15 protein-coding genes, 3 tRNA genes and 1 other RNA gene are annotated in these 21,278 nt (G+C 68.7%); 7 read left to right on the forward strand and 12 right to left on the reverse strand.

Annotation, left to right across the window (positions count from 1 at the left end; all coding sequences use genetic code 11):
• The first annotated feature begins 276 nt into the window (after positions 1-276).
• Positions 277-366: transfer RNA gene (locus D571_RS0101840), tRNA-Ser, on the forward strand.
• A 75-nt stretch (positions 367-441) separates the two neighbouring features.
• A tRNA-Val gene (locus D571_RS0101845) sits at positions 442-516 on the forward strand.
• 116 nt (positions 517-632) lie between these two features.
• Here the strand turns inward: D571_RS0101845 and D571_RS14000 are convergent.
• From D571_RS14000 to pdxH, 3 genes are all read right to left on the reverse strand, one after another.
• Positions 633-779, reverse strand: a non-coding RNA gene (locus D571_RS14000) — RtT sRNA.
• A 38-nt stretch (positions 780-817) separates the two neighbouring features.
• A tRNA-Ser gene (locus tag D571_RS0101850) sits at positions 818-907 on the reverse strand.
• Between the two features lie 128 nt (positions 908-1,035).
• Positions 1,036-1,680: a pyridoxamine 5'-phosphate oxidase gene (gene pdxH / locus D571_RS0101855; RefSeq protein ID WP_018934976.1), complete on the reverse strand. Its 645-nt coding sequence runs from the start codon at positions 1,678-1,680 to the stop codon at positions 1,036-1,038.
• A 154-nt stretch (positions 1,681-1,834) separates the two neighbouring features.
• Between pdxH and D571_RS0101860 the strand changes: the two genes are divergently transcribed.
• Complete coding sequence (locus D571_RS0101860) at positions 1,835-3,406, forward strand: glutamate synthase-related protein (protein WP_018934977.1); 1,572 nt, start codon at positions 1,835-1,837, stop codon at positions 3,404-3,406.
• Between the two features lie 124 nt (positions 3,407-3,530).
• Positions 3,531-5,822: a YgiQ family radical SAM protein gene (locus D571_RS0101865; RefSeq protein WP_018934978.1), complete on the forward strand. Its 2,292-nt coding sequence runs from the start codon at positions 3,531-3,533 to the stop codon at positions 5,820-5,822.
• Between the two features lie 133 nt (positions 5,823-5,955).
• Here D571_RS0101865 and D571_RS0101870 read toward each other — a convergent pair whose 3' ends face one another.
• Genes D571_RS0101870 through hpnD form a run of 3 tightly spaced genes read right to left on the reverse strand, consistent with a single transcriptional unit; the run spans position 5,956 to position 8,957 of the window.
• Positions 5,956-6,762: an SDR family NAD(P)-dependent oxidoreductase gene (locus D571_RS0101870; protein ID WP_018934979.1), complete on the reverse strand. Its 807-nt coding sequence runs from the start codon at positions 6,760-6,762 to the stop codon at positions 5,956-5,958.
• The gene (gene hpnE / locus D571_RS0101875; protein ID WP_018934980.1) at positions 6,759-8,096 is read right to left on the reverse strand and encodes a hydroxysqualene dehydroxylase HpnE; all 1,338 of its coding nucleotides are present in this window, start codon (positions 8,094-8,096) and stop codon (positions 6,759-6,761) included. Before hpnE ends, D571_RS0101870 begins: the two co-directional genes overlap by 4 nt.
• Positions 8,097-8,102: 6 nt before the next feature.
• Positions 8,103-8,957, reverse strand: coding sequence for a presqualene diphosphate synthase HpnD (gene hpnD / locus D571_RS0101880; protein WP_018934981.1), 855 nt, complete (start codon positions 8,955-8,957; stop codon positions 8,103-8,105).
• A 123-nt stretch (positions 8,958-9,080) separates the two neighbouring features.
• Here hpnD and hemN point away from each other — a divergent pair, with 123 nt between their 5' ends.
• Positions 9,081-10,475 (forward strand): oxygen-independent coproporphyrinogen III oxidase, encoded by a 1,395-nt coding sequence (gene hemN, locus D571_RS0101885; RefSeq protein ID WP_018934982.1) that lies wholly within the window; start codon positions 9,081-9,083, stop codon positions 10,473-10,475.
• 103 nt (positions 10,476-10,578) lie between these two features.
• Here the strand turns inward: hemN and wrbA are convergent, their stop codons facing one another.
• The 4 genes from wrbA to D571_RS0101905 all read right to left on the reverse strand — a co-directional run bounded on the left by wrbA (position 10,579) and on the right by D571_RS0101905 (position 15,478).
• A complete protein-coding gene (wrbA, locus tag D571_RS0101890; protein ID WP_018934983.1) occupies positions 10,579-11,202 on the reverse strand; it encodes an NAD(P)H:quinone oxidoreductase in 624 nt (207 codons plus the stop codon).
• A 90-nt stretch (positions 11,203-11,292) separates the two neighbouring features.
• Positions 11,293-14,094, reverse strand: coding sequence for an EAL domain-containing protein (locus D571_RS0101895; protein ID WP_018934984.1), 2,802 nt, complete (start codon positions 14,092-14,094; stop codon positions 11,293-11,295).
• A 41-nt stretch (positions 14,095-14,135) separates the two neighbouring features.
• Positions 14,136-14,528: a DoxX family protein gene (locus tag D571_RS0101900; RefSeq protein WP_018934985.1), complete on the reverse strand. Its 393-nt coding sequence runs from the start codon at positions 14,526-14,528 to the stop codon at positions 14,136-14,138.
• Between the two features lie 23 nt (positions 14,529-14,551).
• A complete protein-coding gene (locus tag D571_RS0101905; protein WP_018934986.1) occupies positions 14,552-15,478 on the reverse strand; it encodes a PhnD/SsuA/transferrin family substrate-binding protein in 927 nt (308 codons plus the stop codon).
• 259 nt (positions 15,479-15,737) lie between these two features.
• On the opposite strand from D571_RS0101905, the gene D571_RS0101910 reads away from it, so the two are divergent.
• Positions 15,738-16,820, forward strand: coding sequence for a hypothetical protein (locus tag D571_RS0101910; protein WP_018934987.1), 1,083 nt, complete (start codon positions 15,738-15,740; stop codon positions 16,818-16,820).
• Complete coding sequence (locus tag D571_RS0101915) at positions 16,817-17,641, forward strand: OmpA family protein (RefSeq protein ID WP_018934988.1); 825 nt, start codon at positions 16,817-16,819, stop codon at positions 17,639-17,641. The genes D571_RS0101910 and D571_RS0101915 overlap by 4 nt, the downstream gene beginning before the upstream one ends.
• Here D571_RS0101915 and glnD read toward each other — a convergent pair.
• Together glnD and map are read right to left on the reverse strand one after the other, a co-directional pair.
• Entirely contained in the window at positions 17,571-20,282 is a 2,712-nt protein-coding gene (gene glnD / locus D571_RS0101920; protein WP_018934989.1) for a [protein-PII] uridylyltransferase, read from the reverse strand. The two genes, D571_RS0101915 and glnD, sit on opposite strands and share 71 nt — an antisense overlap.
• Before the next feature lie 8 nt (positions 20,283-20,290).
• The gene (gene map, locus D571_RS0101925; RefSeq protein WP_018934990.1) at positions 20,291-21,076 is read right to left on the reverse strand and encodes a type I methionyl aminopeptidase; all 786 of its coding nucleotides are present in this window, start codon (positions 21,074-21,076) and stop codon (positions 20,291-20,293) included.
• Positions 21,077-21,278 lie beyond the last annotated feature (202 nt).

A 21,278-nucleotide genomic window follows, 5' to 3' on the forward strand; every position in this document is an offset into this window, starting at 1 on the left:
TCGGTCTCGGATTGCGCCCCGTCGCCGGTCCCCGGGGCGGTCACTGGAAAACACGCCGACGGCGCAGGCCGTGGCTCTTCGCCCGGCACCGGGTCAGGGGGCTCGGCGCCGGCGCCGAATCGCGGGAGGCGGGATTCGGCCGGGACTGGTCGGATGCCTGATTCTACGGAAAGCCGTTATTTTCTTCTATCAAACTCTTTCTATGCGATGCATACCGGGCGGGCTATGGAGCGCGAGTTGCCAGCGGGGAGGCGGTCGCGGAGAATGTGCGCCGCCGGAGAGGTGGCAGAGTGGTTGATTGCACCGGTCTTGAAAACCGGCAGGGGTGCAAGCCCCTCGAGGGTTCGAATCCCTCCCTCTCCGCCAGCATTTGATCCGCAGGAGGCAGTAGCGCAGCCCCTTGACCGAACGACGGCGTGGGCTTACCTTACGCATCTTCCGGGGCGGTTAGCTCAGCGGTAGAGCACTGCCTTCACACGGCAGGGGTCGCTGGTTCGAACCCAGCACCGCCCACCAGATTTCCCGGAGAAGCGGCCCGTGGCATTGCCCGGGCCGCTTTTTCGTGTGGGGTGTTGCCCGGTGCGACAAACCACCCACGAAAAAGGGGCCACATGGGCCCCTTTGCCTGAATCTGGCGGAGAGGGAGGGATGACTCGCCACGTTGTGGCTCGCCCTTCGGGCCATCGCCTGCGGCGATGTTCGGGCTCCGCTGTTGCGTCGCCCGTCAAACCCGGCTTTTTCATTCCTCGGGTTCGAATCCCTCCGGCCATGCGGGTATGCATACAAAAGGGGCCATGCGGGCCCCTTTGCCTGAATCTGGCGGAGAGGGAGGGATTCGAACCCTCGGTACGCTCGCGCGTACAACGGTTTTCGAGACCGCCCCGTTCGACCACTCCGGCACCTCTCCGTACTGTGACTGCCCCGGGGTGGCCCCGACCGCCGTCAGCAGCGCTGCGCATCCTAGCAGATCCCGGGGGCGGTGCGGTAGGCCTTGCCCGGACCGGGTTCCCCGGGGGCGAGGCATCACTTCGCGGGTCACGGCATCAGGCGGGTGATCTCCCAGTTTTCGCCGTTGTGATGGTAGGTGAAGCGGTCGTGCAGGCGGCTGGCGCGGCCCTGCCAGAATTCGAACAGATAGGGGGTCAGGCGGTAGCCGATCCAGGCGGGGTCGCGCGGCACGTTGCCGTCGGGGTACTGGCGTTCCAGTTCGGTGACGCGCTGTTCCAGGGCATCACGGTTGTCGACCGGGTGACTCTGCAGCGAGGCTACGGCCGCCATGCGGCTGCCGGCGGGGCGCTGGGCGAAGTATTCGTCGGCCAGTTCGCCGGGCAGGGCATGGACGCCGCCCTCGATGCGGACCTGACGTTCGGTCTCGGGCCAGTAGAACAGCAGTGCGGCGCGCGGATTTTCGGCGAGGTCGCGGCCCTTGTGGCTGCGCGAGTCGGTGTACCAGCAAAGGCCTTCCGCGTCGAAGTGCTTGAGCAGGACGATGCGTGCCGATGGCTGGCCGTCGGCGTCCGCGGTGGCCAGGGTCATGGCGGTGTGTTCCGGGTTGCCGGCTTCGCGGGCGTCCTCCAGCCAGCGGGCCAGGAGCGGGGTCGGCTCCGCGCTGAGGTCGCTGCGGCGCAGTTCGGCGCGGGTATAGTCGCGACGTGTGTGGCGGTGGTCGACCTGGTTCATGCGGGGCTCCCGGGTGCAGATGGCACGATCGCTCATGATACGCCGACAGGCGTCATCGCGCCCAGATGGTGCCGCTGCGTCGGGCGGTTTGCGCCGGGGCGCGGGTTTGTGGGTTCATGTCGGGGTGAGCCGGACAACCCGACAGGAGGACACGATGAGCCGACCCGTGATTGCGGCACTGGAACCGCGTGGCGTGGAGCTGGAGAAGGGGAAGGAGTACTACTTCTGCCGATGCGGACGTTCGGCCAGCCAGCCGTTCTGCGACGGTTCCCACGCGGGGACGGGCATCGGGCCGCTGGCGTTTACCGCGCAGGAGGATGGCGAGGCGTTCCTGTGCCAGTGCAAGCAGTCCGGCAACCTGCCCTACTGTGACGGTACCCACGCCGGGCTGGACGCGCAGGTCGGCGAGGCGCCGGAACCCGCGTCGGAGCCGGGCGGGAACGCCGGGAACGGCGGATCCGACGCACCGCCGGAGCCGCGCGCGACCGAGACCGAGCCGCATGTCGAGTTCATTCATGCGCTGGCGCGCGACGGCCTGGAGGGGCTGGGCGCTCACGGACCCACGGTAGCGATGGGCGTGCCGCGCGACGAACTGCCGGGCTGGGATGCGCTGCAGCTGCTGGCGGCCCAGCTGGCGAGCCGGCCGCTGGAGGCCGGGGCCGAGGTGGCCACCGAGCTGGTGATCGGGCCGCAGGCCCAGCGCCCGCTGCGCCTTGCCATGCCCTGGCTGGTGACCGACATGAGCTACGGATCACTGTCGCGTGAGGCGCGGATGGCGCTGGCGCGGGGCGCCGAGCAGGCCGGCACCGGGGTGTGTTCCGGCGAGGGCGGCATGTTGCCCGAGGAGGCGGAGGCCGCCTCGCGCTACCTGTTCGAGCTGGGGCCGGCGCATTTCGGTTACGAGGACACCGTGCCCGAGCGGGTGCAGGCCTTCCATTTCAAGGCCGGACAGGCAGCCAAGACCGGCGTGGGGGGCGTGCTGCCCGGGAGCAAGGTAACCGACGAGATCGCGGCCGCGCGCGGGATCGAGACCGGGCGCGACGCGGTCTCGCCGCCCGCGGATCCGGCGCTGCGCACGCCGGAGGATTTCCGCCGCTTCGCGGACGACGTGCGCCAGCGCTCCGGCGGAATCCCGGTCGGGTTCAAGCTGGCCGCGCACCACATCGAGGCGGACATCGACTTCGCCCTGGATGCCGGCGCCGACTACATCATCCTCGACGGTCGGGGTGGCGGGACGGGCGCCGCCCCGGCGCTGTTGCGTGACCACATGGGGGTGCCGACCATGGCGGCGCTCGCCCGCGCGCGGCGACACATGGATGTGACCGGGGCCTCGGGCCGGGTGACGCTGCTGGTGACCGGCGGGCTGCGCACCCCGGCGGACTGGGTGAAGGCCCTGGCACTGGGGGCCGACGGCGTGGCCCTGGGCAACGCCGCGCTGCAGGCGATCGGCTGCGTGGGCGCCCGCATCTGCCACACCAACCAGTGCCCGACCGGAGTGGCCACCCAGGATCCACGGCTGCGGGCACGCCTGGATGTGGAGACCGGGGCGGCGCGGCTGGGCCGCTTCCTGACCGATGCGACCGAGCTGACGCGAGTGCTGGCGCGGGCCTGCGGTCATGCGCGGCTGGAGGACTTCGGCCCCAACGATCTGTCGACCTTCGACGCCGACCTGGCGCGGCTGACCGGCGTGCAGTACGCCGGCGTGCGCGACGCCCCGGGCATGTAGACGGCGTGTAAAAGTCAGCGGGATGCCCCTGCCGCGCGCGGGCCCGGTTGAAGACCGGGCCGTGTGCGCGTGTAATGGCCGATTACCCGATCGCAGTGCTCCGGAGCTCCCGGAACGAGGCCGCATGTCCGCTTCCGTACCCGTTATCGCCGACGAGACCGTACCCGGTCTGTTCGACCGCCGTCCGTACTGGGCCAAACGCTTCGGCACGGCGCCGTTCCTGCCGACCACGCGCGAGGAAATGGACCAGCTCGGCTGGGACTCCTGCGACATCGTGCTGGTCACCGGCGATGCCTACGTCGACCATCCCAGCTTCGGCATGGCCATCATCGGCCGGCTGCTGGAGGCGCAGGGCTTTCGCGTCGGCATCATCTCCCAGCCCGACTGGACCTCGGCCGAGCCGTTCCGTGCGCTGGGGCGGCCGAACCTGTTCTTCGGCGTGACCGCCGGGAACATGGACTCGATGGTCAATCACTACACCGCGGAGCGGAAGAAGCGCTCCAACGACGCCTATACCCCCGGCGACGTGCACGGCAGGCGCCCGGATCGCGCGGTGATCGTGTACAGCCAGCGGGTGCGCGAGGCCTTCCGCGACGTGCCGGTCGTGATCGGCGGGATCGAGGCCAGCCTGCGGCGCATCGCCCATTATGACTACTGGCAGGACAAGGTGCGCCGCTCGGTGCTGCTGGATTCGCGCGCGGACATCCTGCTGTTCGGCAACGCCGAGCGCGCGCTGGTGGAGCTGGCGCATCGCGTGGCCGGGGGCGAGCATCCGCGCGAAATTAACGATCTGCGCGGCACCGTGTTCCTGCGTGACCGGGTGCCGGGCGATCACGTGGTGCTGGATTCCTCCGAGGTGGATACCCCGGGGCCAGTGGATGCGAACCCGGATCCCTATGCGGAGACCTCGGCGCAGGCCTGCGCGAGCGGGCAGGCATCGGGCACGCAACCCGGATCCGGGGGCGATGCGGAAGCGCAGGTGGTGCGCTTCCACCGCGAGATCCCGAAGGGCACGCCGCGCAGCCGCACCGTGATCCGCCTGCCGGCCTTCGAGCAGGTGAAGGGCGACGCGGTGCTGTACGCCCATGCCTCGCGGGTGATGCACCTGGAGACCAACCCGGGCAACGCGCGGGCGCTGGTGCAGCGCCATGGCGACAAGGAGCTGTGGCTCAACCCGCCGCCGGTGCCGCTGTCGACCCCGGAGATGGACGCGGTGTTCGACCTGCCCTATGCGCGCGCGCCGCATCCGTCCTACGGCGATGCGCGCATCCCGGCCTGGGAGATGATCCGCTTCTCGGTGAACATCATGCGCGGCTGTTTTGGCGGGTGCACCTTCTGTTCCATTACCGAGCATGAAGGCCGCATCATCCAGAGCCGCTCGGAGGACAGTATCCTGCGCGAGATCGAAGAGATGCGCGATCGCGTGGAGGGCTTTACCGGGGTGGTCTCGGATCTCGGCGGGCCCACCGCGAACATGTACCGCCTGGTCTGCAAGGATCCGGAGATCGAGAAGAACTGCCGGCGCCTGTCCTGCGTGTATCCCGGGATCTGCTCCAATCTCAATACCGACCATGCCCCGCTGATCCGCCTGTATCGCAAGGCGCGCGAGCTGCCGGGGGTGAAGAAGGTGCTGATCGCCTCGGGTCTGCGCTACGACCTGGCGATCGAGTCGCCGGAGTACGTGAAGGAGCTGGTGACGCACCATGTCGGCGGGTATCTGAAGATCGCGCCGGAGCACACCGAGGAAGGCCCGCTCGGTCACATGATGAAGCCGGGGATGGGTACCTACGACCGCTTCAAGGCGATGTTCGACAAGTATTCGAAGGCGGCGGGCAAGGAGCAGTACCTGATCCCGTACTTCATCGCCGCGCATCCGGGCACCACCGACGAGGACATGCTCAACCTCGCGCTGTGGCTCAAGCGCAATGGCTTCCGCGCCGACCAGGTGCAGGCCTTCCTGCCCAGTCCCATGGCCCTGGCCACCGCGATGTGGCACACCGGGCGCAACCCGCTGCGGGGCGTGCGGCGCAGGGCCGATTCACGGCTTGCCGTGTCCCGCGGGGCGCGGGCGCGGCGGCTGCACAAGGCGTTTCTGCGCTATCACGACCCGGATAACTGGCCACTGCTGCGTGATGCGCTGAAGCGCATGGGCCGGCGCGACCTGATCGGCAACGGCAAGCACCACCTGATCCCCACCTGGCAGCCGGCGGGTACCGGGGGCAAGGGGGGCAGCAAGGGCGGCGGGGCACGACCGGCCGCCGGCGGGCGCGTGACCCGCGGCGGCAAGGCGCTCCGGCAGCGCGGCGGCGAGGTGCGTACCCAGCACCTGGGCGTGGAGAAGGCCGCACGGCCGGCCCCGACCGGCCGCAAGCCGGGCCGCAAGGGTGGCCCGAAGAAGGGGCCGGGGAAACGGTAGGGGCCGCCTCCCGGCCGATGGGGGCCGGGTCTGATGGCGGATCGGCCAGGGGGGTGGCCTCCCATCGGCGGGTTCGCCTCCTGCCGGTGGGTCAGGGAACGGTGGAGGGCTGGCCTCCTGCGGGCAGGGCGGCTCAGCCGTCGTAATCCGGGGGCAGGGGGCGGATCGGGAGGTGGCCTTCCAGGCGCAGGTTGTGGCCGGTGACAGCCGGGTCGCCGGGGTCGAGGAAGTAGAGATACGGGCCCACGGTGTCCTCGGGCGCCGGCAGGCTGGCCGGGTCTTCGCCGGGGTAGTGCGCGCGGCGGAAGCGGGTGCGCACCGGGCCGGTGTCCACGCCGTTGACGTGGATGAAGCCGCCCTCGTGGCGTTCCTCGCGATGCAGGATCTCCAGAAGGGCCTCCTGCGCTGCCTTGGCCATGCCGAACGCGCCCCAGTAGGCGCGCCGGGCCTCCTGAGTGGAGATCACCAGGCTGCCGACGGGACTGGCCTCCAGCAGCGGGATCACCGCCTGCACCAGGAAGAACGGCCCGTTCAGGTTGGCGTTGATGACCTTGAACCACAGCTCGGGGTTGTACTGCTTCAGCGGGGTCAGGGTGCCGGCCCAGCCGGCGTTCAGCACCACCCCGTCCAGACGACCGAGCGAGTCGCGGATGCTTTCGGCCATGTCGCCGTAGTCCTTGATCGTCGCCCCCTCGTGGTTCAGCGGATAGATCGCCGGCTGCGGGTGCCCGGCCGCCTCGATCGCGTCGTACACGCGTTCGAGGCCCTTGATGTCCTTGTCCAGCAGGACCACCACGGCACCGGCGGCGGCGCAGGCCTCGGCCACCTGGCGCCCGATGCCGTCGGCCGCGCCGGTGACCAGGATCACGCGGTCGGCGAAGGCGCCGGGTTCGGGGCGAAAGTCGATCAGCTTCGCGATGTCGAGCGGGGTGTCGGTCAAGAGAGTTCCTCCATGAGCAGATCCGCCGATTCTAAACCGGAGCGCACCGCGGCTTCGAGGGTGGACGGCAGGCCGGGGACCAGATAATCCCCGGCCAGGACCACGCCCGGGCGGGGCGTACGCGGCTGTGGACGGCGTGCATCGACCCCGCAGCGCGCGTCGAAGGTGGCGCGGCGTTCGCAGACTGCGTGACGCGCGACCGGGGTGTCCAGCCCGGGCACGCAGCGGGCCAGTTCCGCGGCCACCGTGGCGCAGCGGGTGTCGGCGTCCATCGGGGCCGCGTCGTCGGCGGCCGAGGTGACCACGGCCAGCCATTCCGGGTGCCCGGCGATCCGGCGCGGCACCGCCCACTGGCCGTACTGCCCCAGCAGGCCGAGCATGGGCGGCAGTTCCGCCGGGAGCGGGTACGGATAGCGCAGGTAAACGGTACAGATGCTGCGCGCACCCAGTTCGTTGATGCGGTCGCGGGTGTCGTCCAGATCCTCGCCGGGCGGGAGCAGCCCGGCGGCCGCCGCCGGGGTGGTGGCCAGGATCACGGCGCGTGCCTCGATGCGTTGGCCCCCGCGATCCTCCAGCGTGACCGCCGATGCCCCCGAACCGGGCGCCTCGATACCCCGGACGCGTCGCCCGAGGTCGATCGTGGCACCGTGCTCGCGCAGTTCGGCGACCGCCGGTTCCGGGTAGATCGCCCCCAGCGGTTGGGTGGGCAGCAGCAGGCGTGCGGCCTCCGGGCCGCGGGTCAGGGCCTCACGCAGCACCTCGCGCAAGACCCGCGCCGAGGCACTGCGCAGCGGGGTGTTCATGATCGCCAGACACAGCGGTTCCCACAGGCGTTCGATCAGTGCGGGTGGCTGGTGATGGTGCTGCAGCCAGGCCCGCACCGATACGTCTTTTTGCAGCGGGCCGTGCAGCAGGCCGACCGCGCCCAGGGTCGCGCGCAGCCGTACGCGCAGGGGTTCGTCCCGCAGTGCGGTGAACAGCGCGCGGCCCAGCGCCGGCAGGCGCGGCGAGGCCGGGTTCAGGCGCAGCGCCTCGGTGCCGTCGGCGGCGTGCAGTTCGAGGCCAAAGGGCAGGGCGTGAAAGGCCTGCTCCGGGTCGACGCCCACGGAGCGGATCTGCGCCAGCGCCGCTTCGCAGGCGCCCACCAGGATGTGCTGGCCGTTGTCCAGTGTGGTCCCGGCCAGGGTCAGGCTGCGGGCGCGACCGCCGGCCACCGCTGCACTGTCCAGAAGGTGGACCGGATGGCCGACCCGTGCCAGCGCGAGCGCGGCGGTGAGGCCGGCCCAGCCGGCTCCGACCACCGCCACCGGACGGGCGTCGGGCGCGACGGACACGCGGGCTCAGCCGCGCCGGCGGTCGCGGCGCAGGCGGCGGTAGGTGCGCCAGGCGATCCACAGCTTGCGCAGCGGGGTCAGGTGCACCCGGTGTTCCAGCACGCGGTAGCCGTCATCGGCGATCTCGTCCAGCAGGCGGCGGTAGATCGCGGCCATGATCAGGCCCGGGCGCTGGGCGTAGCGGTCCGCGGCCGGCAGTTCGGCCTCGGCCTTGTCGTAATAGCGTCGGGCGCGCTCTGCCTGTTCGGCGAACAGCGCGCGGTGGCGGTCGTCGGTGAGGTTGCGCTGGAACTCCTCCGGGCGCACGCCGTGTTTCTGCAGCTCGTCCATGGGGATGTACACCCGCCCGCGCATCGCGTCCTCGTGCACGTCCCGCAGGATGTTGGTCAGCTGCAGGGCCATGCCGAGGTCGTGGGCGTACTTGAGCGTGCCGCGCTCGGTGAAGCCGAAGATGTGCGCGGAAAGGATGCCGACCACGCTGGCCACGCGGTAGCAGTACAGCGAGAGCGTGGTGAAATCGGGGTAGCTGTCGTAGTCGAGATCCATCTGCATGCCGTCGATGATCTCGTCGAAGTACTCGCGGCCCAGGTCGAAGGGCGCCAGATGCGGTTGCAGGGCGCGGGTGATGGGGTGCTGGGGGTCACCGTCGTACAGCCGTTCGATCTCGCCGCGCCACCAGTCCAGCTTGGTGCGGGCGACCGATTCTTCGCTGGTCTCGTCGACCACGTCGTCCACCTCGCGGCAGAAGGCGTACAGCGCGGTGATCGCGCGGCGGCGGTCGTCCTCGAGGAAACGGAAGGCGTAGTAGAACGAGGAGCCGCTTTTCGCGGCTTTTTCTTCGCAGTATTCGTCGGGTGACATGGTTTCTCGGGCCGGGCCGGTTGTGCGCGCAGAGGCTAGCATAAGGCGGGTCGGGTGACCTGCCTCAAGCCCCGGCGTGTGAACCGGGGATATCATGGGCCCAGCCGCCCACAGGAGTCCCCGATGGAACAGAACCTGATCTTCGACCGCGAGATGCTGAAGCGCTACGACGTCAGTGGTCCGCGCTACACGTCCTATCCCACCGCGCCGCAGTTCCACGAGGGGTTCGACGACACCACCTATGCGACGCAGGCCGAGCGTTCGCAGGCCGACGGCGTCATGCGGCCGCTGTCGCTGTACGTGCACGTGCCGTTCTGCGACACGGTGTGTTTCTACTGCGCCTGCAACAAGGTGGTGACCGGCAATTACGAGCGCGCACGCACCTATCTGGACTATCTGGATCAGGAGATCGCGCTGCAGGGGCGTCTGTTCCGGCCGGAGCGCCCGGTGGAGCAGCTGCACTTCGGCGGCGGCACGCCCACCTATCTCAGCGATGCCGATCTGGACCGGGTGATGGATTCGCTGGGTCGCAACTTCAACCTGGCGGAGGGGCCGGAGCGCGAGTTCTCCATCGAGATCGACCCGCGGGCGCTGCGCGAGGGCACGCTGCCGCTGCTGGCCGAGCGCGGCTTCAACCGCATCAGCCTGGGGGTGCAGGACTTCGACCCGGATGTGCAGCAGGCGGTGAACCGCATCCAGCCGTTCGAGGTGACCGCCGGGGCGATCGAGCAGGCGCGGGCCTGCGGGTTCGAGTCCACCAACGTCGACCTGATCTACGGTCTGCCGCGGCAGACGGTGGAGACCACGCGGCAGACCCTCGAACGCACCCTCGAGCTGCGGCCGGAACGGCTGGCGATCTACAACTATGCGCACCTGCCGGAACGCTTCAAGGTGCAGCGTCAGATCAACGAGGACGAGCTGCCGTCGGCGGCGGAGAAGCTGGCGATCCTGGAGACCACCATCGGCATGCTGACCGATGCCGGGTATGTGTACATCGGTATGGATCACTTCGCGCTGCCGGACGACGAGCTGGCCCGTGCCCAGCGGGCCGGTACCCTGCAGCGCAATTTCCAGGGCTATTCCACGCGTGCCGACTGCGACCTGGTGGCGATGGGGCCGACCGCGATCGGGCGCATCGGGGATACCTACAGCCAGAACGTGCGCGAGCTGGAACAGTACTACGCGCGCCTGGATGCCGGTCGCCTGCCGGTGTTTCGCGGCATCGTGCTGTCGGATGATGACCGCCTGCGGCGCGAGGTGATCACCGACATCATGTGCCACTCGTACCTGGACTTCGTCCGGGTGGAGGCCCGCCACGGGATCGATTTCCGCGACTATTTCTCCGACGAGCTGGAACGGCTGGCCGAGATGGAACGGGACGAGCTGGTGCGCGTGGGCGAGCGCGACCTGGAGGTCCTGCCACGCGGGCGCATGCTGCTGCGCAACGTGGCCATGGCCTTCGATGCGTGGCTGGACCGGCCCGAGGCCGCCCCGGTGAAATACAGCCGGGTGGTGTAGGGGGCCGACCCTCCGGCCGATCCGGGCCGACGGGATGTCGTGGCCGGATCGGCCAGGGGCTGGCCTTGTATGTTTGCCTCCGGGCGATTGGCCCCAGTGGGGGTCAGCCGTTGGCGGCCTGACCCAGCTTCTGGGCGCGGGCGACTTCGGCGACGTGGCGTCCCTGAGATTCGGCCATGCCCAGTTCCGCCTCGGTGGGCTGGCGGCTGCCGTCGCCGTCGGCCAGGGTGGTGGCGCCGTACGGGGTACCCCCGCTGATCTGGCCCATTTCCAGCAGGCGCTTTTCGGTATACGGCAGGCCGACGATGGTCATGCCGAAGTGCATCAGATTCACGATGGTGGAGACCAGGGTGGTCTCCTGACCGCCGTGCTGGCTGGCGGTGGAGCCGAACACGCTGCCGATCTTGCCCACCAGGCGGTCGTTGAACCACAGCGAACCGGTCTGATCCAGGAAGTTCGCCATCTGGGCGGCCATGCGGCCGTAGCGTGTGGGGGTGCCGATGATGATGGCGTCGTAGTCGGCCAGCTCCTCGGGGCGGGCGATCCCGGCCGGCTGGTCGAGCCGCGCGCCGGCGTTGCGGGCGACGTCCTCCGGCATCAGCTCGGGGACTCGCTTGATGGTGACCTCGGTGTCGGCCACGCTGCGCGCGCCGCGGGCCTCGGCTTCGGCCATCTGCTCGATGTGGCCCCAGGTGGAGTAATACAGAACGAGGACTCGGGTGGTCATCACGGGCTCCCTGAATGGAATGGATGTCGAGAGCTTAGGTCCTGCACGGCCGAATGAAAATCGCCATTTTGGCGATATCTTTTTCGATTTTTACGAATGTTTTTGGTTGGCGGCCAGTGGTGTCAATGGCCCGCCGCCGGCGGCGAGTGCCTCGATGGTGTCGATCGGGGCGGGGCGCCCGTACAGGAACCCCTGGAAGTGCCAGCAGCCGAGGTGCATCAGGAAGGCGCGCTGCTCCTCGGTCTCCACCCCTTCGGCGATCACGTCCAGCCGCAGGGTGGTGGACAGGTTGACGACCATCTCGGCGATCGCGGCGTCGTTGGGATCGTCGAGGATGTCGCGCACAAAGGACTGATCGATCTTCAGCTGCGACAGCGGCAGCCGCTTGAGGTAGGCCAGCGACGAGTAGCCGGTCCCGAAGTCGTCCAGCGCAAAGCCGATCCCCAGCTCGCGCAGCCGCTGCATGTTGGCGATCGCGTGTTCGATGTCCTCGAGGAGCATGCTCTCGGTGATCTCGAGCTTCAGCCGGTCGCCGGGCGCCCCGGTCTCCTGCAGCATGGCCGCCAGCTCGTTGACGAAATGGCCGTGCCGGAACTGCCGCGCACTCACGTTCACCGACAGGATCAGGTCGCGCAGCGCCGGGTCGTGCTGCCAGCGGGCCAGCCGCCGGCAGGCCTCTTCCAGCACCCGCTGGCCGATGATCACGATCAGGCCGGTCTGCTCGGCCACCGGGATGAACTCCGCCGGCGAGATCGGCCCGCGCTCGGGGTGCGGCCAGCGCAGCAGCAGCTCGGCACCCACCGGCCGGTCGTCACTGTTGACCTGTAGCTGGCAGTGGACCTCGAATTCGTCCCGGCGCAGGGCCTCGCGCAGCTCCGCCTCGAGCCGGAAACGGGCTTCCACGGCACGGTGCAGCTCCGGGTCGTAGAAGCGTACGGTGTTGCGCCCGGCGTTCTTGGCCCGGTACATCGCGAGGTCGGCCTGCTTGAGGACCTCCTGGACCCCGATGTCCTCACCGTCGAACAGGGTGGCGCCGACGCTCGGGCTGACATGGCGATCCTGCCCGCCGATCGGGAACGGTTCGCGCATCAGTTCGATCAGCTTGCGGCCGACGGCCTCGGTCTCGGCCGCCGCACGGTCGCGGTCCGGATGCAGGCCGTTGAGCACCAGCACGAATTCGTCGCCGCCCAGGCGTGCGAGGGTGTCGGTCTCGCGGGTGGAGGTGCTCAGGCGTGCGGCGACCTGCTGCAGCAGTTCGTCGCCTACCGCGTGCCCCAGGGTGTCGTTGATGTCCTTGAAGTTGTCCAGATCGAGGAACACGGCCGCGCCGTGCATTCCGGTCCGATGGGCATGCGCCAGGGCCTGATGCAGGCGGTCATGCAGCAGGGTCCGGTTGGGGAGGTGCGTCAGGTTGTCGAAAAACGCCAGACGGCGGACCTCTTCCTCGGCGCGCTTGCGGGCGTTGATGTCCATCAGGGTCCCGAACAGCGCGGTTACGCGGCCGCGTTCGTCGCGGCGCGTGCTGGCGAACACGCGGACCCAGCGGGCGTCGCCGTCGCGGGTCCGCAGCCGGATCTCCTCGGCGAAGTCGCGGTCTTCCTCGCTCTGCATCAGGGCCTGGCAGATCCGATCGGCCTCGTTCGGGTCCTCGGCGACGATGAATTCGCGCAACGGGCGGCCCAGACTCTCGTGGACCGGAAAACCGGTCAGCTTTTCCCAGGCGGGGTTGAGCAGGGTCCAGCGGCCCTCGGCATCGGTGCGGAAGATCACCTCGGAGATGTTGTTGACCACCTCCTCGTAGCGGGATTCGCTCTCATGCAGCGCGGCGGCGGCCTGTCGGTGCGCGGTGATGTCCAGGGTCAGCCCGCGCAGGACCGGGCGTGCCTGTTCGTCCGCGGCCCAAGAGAGGATGTCGCGCAGCCAGATCCAGTGACCGTCGCGGTGGCGGAATCGATAGTCCACCATTCTGGGCTGTTTCGATGCATCGCGCGAGACCTCCTGCACCCGGCGCAGGTCCTCGGGGTGGATGCGGCGGACCCGCAGTCCGGCCAGTGACAGGCGTTCGACCGGGTAACCCAGCAGGTGGCGGGTGTCACCGGCGACGAACTCCCAGCCACCGGTCTGCGGGTTGGCTTCCCACAGGATCGCATCGGCCCCGGCGAGCATGGATTCGAGGCGCGCGACCGAATGGTTGAGCTGCCGGTTCTGCTGGCGGATCTCGTCCTGAGTGATCTCCAGATGGGCGGCGACGTTGTTGAAGGTGCGGGCGAGGTCGCCAAATTCATCGTTGGAGGTGACCTCCACGCGGTAGTCCAGTTCCCCCTCCTGCAGGGCCTGACCGCCCTGCTTGAGCCGCCGCAGGCGACGGGTGACGACCAGGCTGAACAGCGTGGCGGCGAGAATGGACAGCGTGAGCACGCCCACCGCCAGGGCGATGTTGCGCTCCATCAGATCGGTGGCGAGTGCATCGATGTCATCGGTCGAATAGCCGACGACGATCGAACCCAGGTACTGTTCCGCCAGTTCCACCGGGATGCGCATCTCCAGCTCGCCGGGTTCCTGGCGCAGGCCCTCGTCCAGCGGAAGGTCGCCCGGGACCGAGCCGGCCTCGGCCATGGCCCGTGCCTCGGCATCCTTGACCACCGCATACTGCAGGGTGGTGTCCTGTTTCAGCTCGTCCAGCATTTCCTGCAGCATGCCCGGATCGGCATAGGCCAGTCCCGGGCTGAGGGCGGAGCCCAGCAGCCGGGTCTGCTGATCTGCGAAGCGTTCCAGCACCTCGTCCTGATTGTCGCGGATCTGAGTGGTTCCGCTGACGATCAGCACGGTGATCATCACGGCCTGGATGGCGACCGTACCGATCGCGATCTGCGCGGCGAAATTCAGGCGCATGCCGTCAGGGGCGCGGGGCCGGGGTCCGGGGTGGCCGGGCGTCAGCCACGATTCAGGGCATAGCGGCCGGCCCCGGTCAGCGCGAGGGCGACGGCGGCGAACAGGAACATCCCCTGCAGTTCCAGCGCCCAGCCGCCGTGAGCCGTCAGGTCGGTCAGTTCGTCGGCATGCGCCAGTGCGATGGCGAACACCATGTTGATCGCGATCAGCAGCGCGCCGATGCGGGCATAAAGCCCGAGAATCACCATCACCGGGGCCAGCACCTCGCCGATGTAGACGCCCCAGGCGACGATCGCGGGCATGCCCGCATCCACCACCATGGACTCGATGCCTCCGACCCCGCCGAGGATCTTGTCGATGCCGTGCAGCAGCATCATCACGCCCAGCGCGAGGCGCAGGATCAGTTTGCCGATGTCATCCAGTGTGCTGTCCATGATGTTCTCCCGTCGGGGCGGTGTCAGTTCGGGTTTTCGGGCGCATTTTCAGGGGCCGGTTCGCCCTGGTGTTTCAGGACCGATTCCATAGACGGGACAAGGGTGGGGATATCATCCATGCCAGAGGCCTCGAAGCCGCGATGGCCGATGCGTCCCAGACGTTCCCGGCCATCGGGCGAGTCGTCCAGACCGGCGAGTTCCTCCGCCAGCTCCGGCCCTGCGGTCAGCCGGTCATCATGCGCCATGATGACGGCGCCCGGAAATGGAGCGGTGCGCAGCAGCATGCGTACGAGCTGGCCGTCCTCCAGCGAGACCAGGCGGCCGGCATCCGGGCGCGGGGACCGCTCCGCCCCGGGGTCGTCGTCCACTACCATGACCGCGGCCTCCGCAAGCCCGCGGTCCATGGCCATCAGGGCCGTATCGTGGTGGGGATAATAGAGATACTCGGGCCGTTTTTCCGCCAGTGGTATCTCCAGCAGCGAGCGCACGGCCACCGCCCCCATGCTCAGCCGGGGCGGCGACGCGATGGTCCGTCCACCGAGCTGGTCCACCGACCCGACCCCGGAATCCACCGGGGTCACGACCAGTGCCGACAGCCGGTCGGAGGCTGCGACCAGCGGGCGATAGCCGCCTTCTTCGCGGGCGTGGCGGACCAGATGGGCCCCGGTCAGAAGCAGGTCGTAGTGGCCCTCGGCAGTGCGCTTGATGAAGGTCTCGAAATCGCGCGCCGTCTCGATGACCACCTCGCGTTCGAGGGTCCCGGCCAGCCAGTCGCGCAACGGCGCGTAGCGCTGAAAGAGGGTCCTGGGCGTGGCAAACGGGAGGATGCCCAGGGTCACGGGGTCGGCCGCGCTTCCCTCGGCCGGCTGCGCGGACGCCGACATCGCGCCGGGCAAGGCGAAGATGGCCAGCAGGAGGAGGGCGGACAGCAGCGAGGGAGGGCGGGGCATCGACGGCTCCGGTGCGCGAAGCATTTCCCCTCAGAGTGTAGTGGAAGCGCGTCAGCGGCCGCAGCGCCTCAGTTGGGTGGTACAGGCTCGACGGATTGTTGACGCATCGGAGGGTCCGGGGGTGTCCGGTGGTTGCGAGTGTCGGATGTCCGTCGGTTCGGAGGGCCTCCGCAGCGACGAATGGGTGGTCCGGATCTTGCTCCGGTTCCGGTAAACCGGCACGGCCGGCGTGCATCGCCGCGCCGCGACAGGAGCAAGCATGACACAGTGGCTGGATGGATTGGCGAGCACCCTGCTGGGGGCGCTGGAGGCGCTGACGCCGATTACGGTGATCGGTGCGTTTTCCCTCGGGCTGCTGGTCCTCTTCGGGCTGGCGCTGGGGGCGATGGTGCTGGGTCGCGCGGCCCGACTGCAGGCCGCGGCCCCGGCGCTGCTGACCACGCTGGGCATCCTCGGGACGTTCCTCGGGGTGGCGATCGGGTTGCTGGATTTCGATGCGGCACGGGTGGAGGCGTCGGTGCCGGCCCTGCTGGAAGGGCTGAAGCTGGCCTTCGTCACCAGCATCGTGGGCATAGCGCTGGCGGCCCTTTTGCGCCTGCTGCAGGTGCTGCGTCCCCAGCCGGCGGCCGGGAATGATCCGGATGTGGCCGGGGGCGAGGGCGCCGCGGGCGGCAACGCGTTGCCACAGGATCCGACCCTGGTGCCGGAGCTGCTGCGTGAACAGCGTGATGCGATGCAGGCGGTGGCGCAGCGGCTGGAGGCCATGGATCGCGGCCTGGAGGAGCGTCAGCAGCGCCAGCATCGCGAGACCCTGGAGGCCCTGGAGGGCCTGGCCGAACGCATGAGCGAGATGAGCAGCGGCCATCTGGTGGCCGCCCTGGAGCAGGTGATCCGCGACTTCAACACCCGCCTTGGCGAACAGTTCGGCGAGAATTTCCGCCGCCTGGATGCCTCGGTGGGCCGCCTGCTGGAGTGGCAGGGGCAGTACCGCGACCAGATGGAGGAACTGCGGCGGGCCTTCGATCAGGCCCGCGAGGGCATGGAGCACTCCGGCGCCAGTCTGGAGAAGCTGACCGATCAGGCCTTCCGTATCACCCGGCACGTGGAGGATCAGGAATCGACGCTTTCCAGCCTGCGCCGCGAGACGGTGGAGCTGGAGGCTCTGCTGGGTTCCATCGCGGCGCTGCGTGACCGTGCGACCGAGGCCTTCCCGGCGATGGATGCGCGGCTGGAGGGCATGCTCGAAAGCCTCGAGAACGCGATCGAGGCCGGACGGGCGGCGCAGGCCCGCTGGTCGTCGGATGGCGAGCGCAGCATGGCGGTGGCCGGGGGTCGTTCGTGATCCTGCGACGGCTGTTCGCCCGGCACAGGCCCGCCACGGGGGACACCGCCTCCGAGCAGGGCTCGCAGTGGCTGGCGGTGGCCGACCTGATGGCCGCACTGATGATGATCTTCCTGTTCATCGCGGTGCTGCACATGGTGCAGGTCGAACGCTCGCAGGCGGCGCAGGAGGAGACGCGCAGCGAGGCGCTGGCGCTGCGTGATGCGATCCACGCGGCCCTGGCGGACGAGTTCGCGGAGGATCTGGAGCGCTGGAACGCCGAACTCGACCGCGAGGATCTGACCCTCAGCTTCCGCGAGCCGGAGGTGCTGTTCGAACAGAGTTCGGCGAGCATCCGCCCGCGCTTCGAGACCATCCTCGAGGACTTCATGCCGCGTTATGCGGAACGGCTGCGGCCGTTTGCCGGGGTGATCCGCGAGGTCCGCATCGAGGGGCATACTTCCAGCGAGTGGGCCGGCGCCGAGGACGCGAGCGAGGCCTATTTCGCCAACATGGACCTGAGCCAGCGGCGCACCCGCTCGGTGCTGGAGTTCGCCTGGGGGCTGGACGGCCTGCGCGGGGAAGACTGGTTCCGTGACCGGGTCGCGGCGGTGGGGATGTCGTCTTCGCGCCGGGTGCTGGACGCGCAGGGTCGCGAGGACCGCGAGGCGTCGCGGCGGGTGGAATTCAGCGTGCTGACCGATTTCGAATCGCGCCTGCTGGGCGAGCAGGCCGGTGCGGGCGCGGATTCGGGTACGGGCGGCGGGCAGCTCAGCCCGATCCCTGCCCCCCTGCCCCTGCGGGGAGCGGCTCCGCCGACGGGGGCGCCGACGCCCGGATAGCCTCCACCAGCGCCGCACGCAGGCGTTCGCATTCCTCCGTGGTTAGCGGGCGGTCACCGTCGGTGGTGAGGGTGAAGCTGTCCTCCACCTGTTCCCCGGCGGTGGCGATGCGGGCGGTACGGATGTCGATGTCGTGCTCGCTCAGGACATGTCCGATGGTGGAGAGCAGACCCGGCCGATCCAGCGCACGGATGCGCATGCGGGTGGTGCCGGTGGGCGACTCTTCCTCGAAATCCACCCGGGTATCCACGTCGAAGTGCTTCAGACGGCGCGGCAGCTGGCGCTGCACCGGGGCGGGCATCTCCGGGCCCTCACGCAGGACGTGGTTGAGGGTCGCGCAGATCTCCTCGGTGCGGTAACCCGATTCCACCGTCTGGCCGGCGCCCTCCAGCACCAGGAAGGTGTCGAGGCTGTGGCCGTCGGCGGTGGTGATGATGCGGGCATCCACGATGTCCAGACCCAGCTGGGTCAGCGCGGCGGTGATCCGTGCGAACAGCCGCGGGAGATCCTCGGCGTAGACGAAGACCTCGGTGCTGCCGCGCGAGGTACGCGGGCGCACCAGGACCAGCGGCAGATCGTCGAGATCGTTGTTCAGCAGGGCCTGGGTGTGCCAGGCGATCTCGTCGGGCGAATGGCGCAGGAAGTACTCGTCATCCAGGCGTTCCCACAGGCTGTCCGCGCGCTGTGCATCGATGTCCTGTTGCGCCAGCAGTTCCAGGGCCTCGTCCCGGGTCTGGCGGATCTGCTCCTCGAGGTCCGGCGGGCGGTCCAGTCCGCGGTCGAGGACATTGCGCGTGGCATGGTAGAGGGTCTGCAGCAGTGAATCCTTCCAGCTGTTCCACATCTCGGGGTTGGTCCCGCGGATGTCGGCGATGGTCAGCAGATAGAGGAAATTGAGGCGCTCCCGCGTACGCACCTCGCGGGCGAACTCCATCACCACGTCGGGATCGGAGATGTCCCGGCGCTGGGCAGTCAGCGACATCAGCAGGTGCGAGCGCACCAGCCAGGCCACCAGCCCGGCGTCCGTCTCGGACAGCCCGTGTTGCTGGCAGAAATGCAGGGCGTCGTGCGCCCCGAGTTCGGAGTGATCGCCGCCGCGGCCCTTCGCGATGTCGTGGAACAGCGCGGCCAGGACCAGGCGTTCGGGGCGTTCCAGGCCGGCGTGGATCTCGCTGGCCAGCGGGTGTTCGTGAGCGAACTCGGGCAGCGCCAGGCGGCGGGCGTTGCGCACCACGTGCAGGGTGTGTTCGTCGACCGTGTACACGTGGAACAGGTCGTACTGCATGCGCCCGATGATGCGGCCAAAGGCGGGCAGGTAGTTGCCCAGCACGCCGTAGCGGTTCATACGTCGCAGCTGGCTGGTGATGCCGCGCGGGGCGCGCAGGATCGCCATGAACAGGTCGCGGTTGAGCCGGTTGCGGCGGAAATGGCCGTCGATCAGGTGTCGGTGCGCCCGGATCAGGCGCACCGTGGAGGCGCGGATGCCCTGGATTTCCGGGTACTGCTGGAGAATCCGGAACACCTCCAGCAACGCCGGCGGGTAGATCATGAAGACCTGGTCGTGGGCGACCTCGAGATAGCCGCCGCGGACCTGGAAGCGCGGATGGATGCGGTCGGGCTCCTGCAGCTGTTCCGGGTCGTCCAGGATCGCCTCGTTGAAATGCTGCAGCAGCAGCTCGTTGAGCCGTTCCAGGTCGCTGATGGTGCGGAAATAGCGCTGCATGAACTGCTCGACCGCACGATTCTGGTTCTGATCGACGAAACCGAAGGTGCTGGCCAGCTGACGCTGCAGGTCGAACAGCAGGCGGTCCTCGCGGCGTCCGGCCAGCATGTGTAGGGCAAAGCGCACTCGCCAGAGGAAATTCTGTCCCTCCGCCATCTCCTGGTATTCGCCCTCGCGCAGAAAGCCCAGCGAGACCAGTTCCTCGATCCGTTCGGCGCCGAAATGACGCTTGGTGACCCAGCCGATCATCTGGATGTCGCGCAGCCCGCCCGGACCTTCCTTGACGTTCGGTTCCAGACGGTAGGCGGTCTCGCCGAAACGGCGATGGCGGGCCTGCTGCTCGGCCAGCTTGGCGGCGTAGAAACTGCGCGAGTCCCACACCCGGTCGGCCTCGATCGCCGCGCGGAACTCGTTGAACAGGGCGAGGCTGCCGCTGAGATAGCGGGATTCGATCAGGTTGGTGACCACCGTGATGTCGTCGCGCGCCTCGCGGGTACAGTCGGCGATGCTGCGTACGCTGTGTCCCACCTCGATGCCGATGTCCCAGAGGAAGGTCACGAATTCGCCCAGGCGTTCGTCCAGGCGGGGGTCCCGTTCCGGGTCCTCGACCAGGATCTGGAGGTCGATGTCGGAGGCCGGGTGCAGCTCGCCGCGCCCGTAGCCCCCCACCGCCACGAGGCACAGGCGCGGGTCGCCGGCCAGCCCGAACTGGGCCCAGATCAGGCACAGCAGTTCGTCGATGCGGCGGGCATAACCGAAGATCAGCTCTTCGATCGCCACGCCGTCGCGAAATCCCTGGTACTGCCGGTCCACCAGCGCGCGCCGGTACTCGCGAAAACGCGGGATGTCCCCGGGATGCCGGCTCAGGGCCTGGTAGTCATCGCCGGGGGCGGATTCCGGTGCGGCGGCGTGTGTCATCAGACAGCTCAGGCCGCGAGCTCGCGGGGCGGGGTTTCGTCCTTGCGCAGGGTAAGGATCTCGTAGCTGTCCTCGGTCACCAGCAGGGTGTGCTCCCACTGAGCGGAGGGGCTGCGGTCCTTGGTGACCGCGGTCCAGCCATCGGCCAGGACTTTCGTGTGGCGCTTGCCGGCGTTGACCATGGGTTCGATGGTGAAACACATGCCGGGCTCCAGCACCATTCCGGTCCCGGGTTTGCCGTAGTGCAGGACCTGCGGATCCTCGTGGAAATTGCGGCCGATGCCGTGGCCGCAGAACTCGCGCACCACGGAGCAGCGCTGCTTCTCGGCATAGGTCTGGATCGCGTGGCCGATGTCACCGAGGGTCGCGCCGGGGCGTACCTGCTGGATGCCGAGATACATGCCGGTGCGGGCCACATCGATCACCCGCTGCGCCTGGATGCTCGGCTTGCCGATGGTGAACATGCGGCTGGTGTCGCCGTGGAAGCCGTCCTTGATGACGGTGACGTCGATGTTGATGATGTCGCCGTTTTTCAGCGTGCGCTCGCCCGGAATCCCGTGGCACACCACGTGGTTCACCGAGGTGCAGACCGATTTGGGGAAGCCGCGATAGTTCAGCGGCGCCGGAGTGGCCTGCTGCTCGTTCACGATGTAGTCGTGACAGATGCGGTCGATCTCGTCGGTGGTGGTGCCGGCCACCACGTGCGGCTCGATCATCTCCAGGACCTCGGCCGCCAGACGGCCCGCGACGCGCATGTGTTCGATCTCTTCCGGGGTCTTGATGGTGACGGACATGGTGGTCTCCGGTCGCGGCATGGCGGGGCGCGCAGGGCCCCCCGAGGGCCGTGCGCGCTTGGTTCGAATAACCGTTCTATGCTATAAAGCGCGCGCTTCGCTGGCAATTGAGCGGAGTTCACAAACCTGAATCCACACACGTATCGACACGGTCTGTCGGGTGCTGGTTCGCTCGGGCGAGCCGGTTTCAGGCCGGGATGCG

The organism is Thioalkalivibrio sp. ALJ24 (assembly GCF_000377785.1).
Lineage (GTDB): Bacteria > Pseudomonadota > Gammaproteobacteria > Ectothiorhodospirales > Ectothiorhodospiraceae > Thioalkalivibrio.

Coding starts and splice junctions, on each gene's coding strand:
- D571_RS0101905 (WP_018934986.1), bottom strand. CDS start 15,478: ATGCCCCGCCCTCCCTCGCTGCTGTCCGCCCTCCTCCTGCTGGCCATC.
- hpnD (WP_018934981.1), bottom strand. CDS start 8,957: ATGTCACCCGACGAATACTGCGAAGAAAAAGCCGCGAAAAGCGGCTCC.
- D571_RS0101910 (WP_018934987.1), top strand. CDS start 15,738: ATGACACAGTGGCTGGATGGATTGGCGAGCACCCTGCTGGGGGCGCTG.
- pdxH (WP_018934976.1), bottom strand. CDS start 1,680: ATGAACCAGGTCGACCACCGCCACACACGTCGCGACTATACCCGCGCC.
- wrbA (WP_018934983.1), bottom strand. CDS start 11,202: ATGACCACCCGAGTCCTCGTTCTGTATTACTCCACCTGGGGCCACATC.
- D571_RS0101865 (WP_018934978.1), top strand. CDS start 3,531: ATGTCCGCTTCCGTACCCGTTATCGCCGACGAGACCGTACCCGGTCTG.
- map (WP_018934990.1), bottom strand. CDS start 21,076: ATGTCCGTCACCATCAAGACCCCGGAAGAGATCGAACACATGCGCGTC.
- glnD (WP_018934989.1), bottom strand. CDS start 20,282: ATGACACACGCCGCCGCACCGGAATCCGCCCCCGGCGATGACTACCAG.
- D571_RS0101895 (WP_018934984.1), bottom strand. CDS start 14,094: ATGCGCCTGAATTTCGCCGCGCAGATCGCGATCGGTACGGTCGCCATC.
- hemN (WP_018934982.1), top strand. CDS start 9,081: ATGGAACAGAACCTGATCTTCGACCGCGAGATGCTGAAGCGCTACGAC.
- D571_RS0101860 (WP_018934977.1), top strand. CDS start 1,835: ATGAGCCGACCCGTGATTGCGGCACTGGAACCGCGTGGCGTGGAGCTG.
- D571_RS0101900 (WP_018934985.1), bottom strand. CDS start 14,528: ATGGACAGCACACTGGATGACATCGGCAAACTGATCCTGCGCCTCGCG.